The organism is Microbacterium sp. ZW T5_56, assembly GCF_044987425.1.
GTDB lineage: Bacteria > Actinomycetota > Actinomycetes > Actinomycetales > Microbacteriaceae > Microbacterium.
Genome location: NZ_JBJDRI010000078.1, coordinates 1 through 830 on the forward strand (window position 1 = coordinate 1; position 830 = coordinate 830).

Genomic DNA, 830 nt, shown 5'->3' on the forward strand with positions numbered 1-830 from the left:
ATCCCTCGCATCCGCCTTGGAGTGCCTCATCCCCGGTGCCGAGGTGATGAGCTTCCCCGCATGGGAGACCCTGCCGCACGAGCGCCTCAGCCCCAGCGCCGAGACCGTCGGGCGCCGGATGGCAGTGCTGCGGCGGCTGCGGAGGTGGGACGCCTCCGCGCCGCTCATCGTGACCGCTTCGGTGCGTGCGGCGCTGCAGCCTCTCGCCGCGGGTCTCGGCGACATCGCCCCCATCGAGCTGAACGTTCGGGAGCGCGGGCATGAGCTGGAACATGTCGTCACCTTCCTTGTGGAGCTCGCCTATGCGCGGGTCGACATGGTGTCCCGCCGCGGTGAGTTCGCTGTTCGCGGCGGCATCCTGGATGTGTTCCCGCCACTGGCGGATCACCCCTACCGCATCGAGTTCTTCGGGGACGAGGTCGATCAGATCCGCGCGTTCTCGGTGGCCGACCAGCGCTCGCTGCCCGGCGACATCGACGGCGTCGTCCTCCCGCCCAGCCGTGAGCTGCTGCTGACGACCGCGGTGCGCGCGCGTGCGGCCGAGCTCGAACCGTCCTTCCCCGGCGTCGCTGGGATGCTGGCGAAGATGGCGGAGGGCATCCCTGTGGAGGGCATGGAGTCGCTCAGCCCCGCGGTCGCCGGTCCGCTCGTCTCGCTTGCCGACTATCTGCCCGAGCGCGCCGCAGTGGCCCTGGTGGACCCGGAGCGCGCGACGTCGCGCTCCATCACCCTCGGCGAGACCAACCGTGAATTCCTCGAGGCCGCGTGGAACGCCGCCACCGGCGGAGCGGACGCGCCCGTCGATCTTGGTGCGGGCGACTTCGTCACCC

The 830-nt window shown here is 71.0% G+C and carries 1 pseudogene; it reads left to right on the forward strand.

Annotation, left to right across the window (positions count from 1 at the left end):
* Nucleotides 1-830 (forward strand): annotated as a pseudogene (locus tag ACI3KU_RS18975) (transcription-repair coupling factor); the annotation flags it as partial.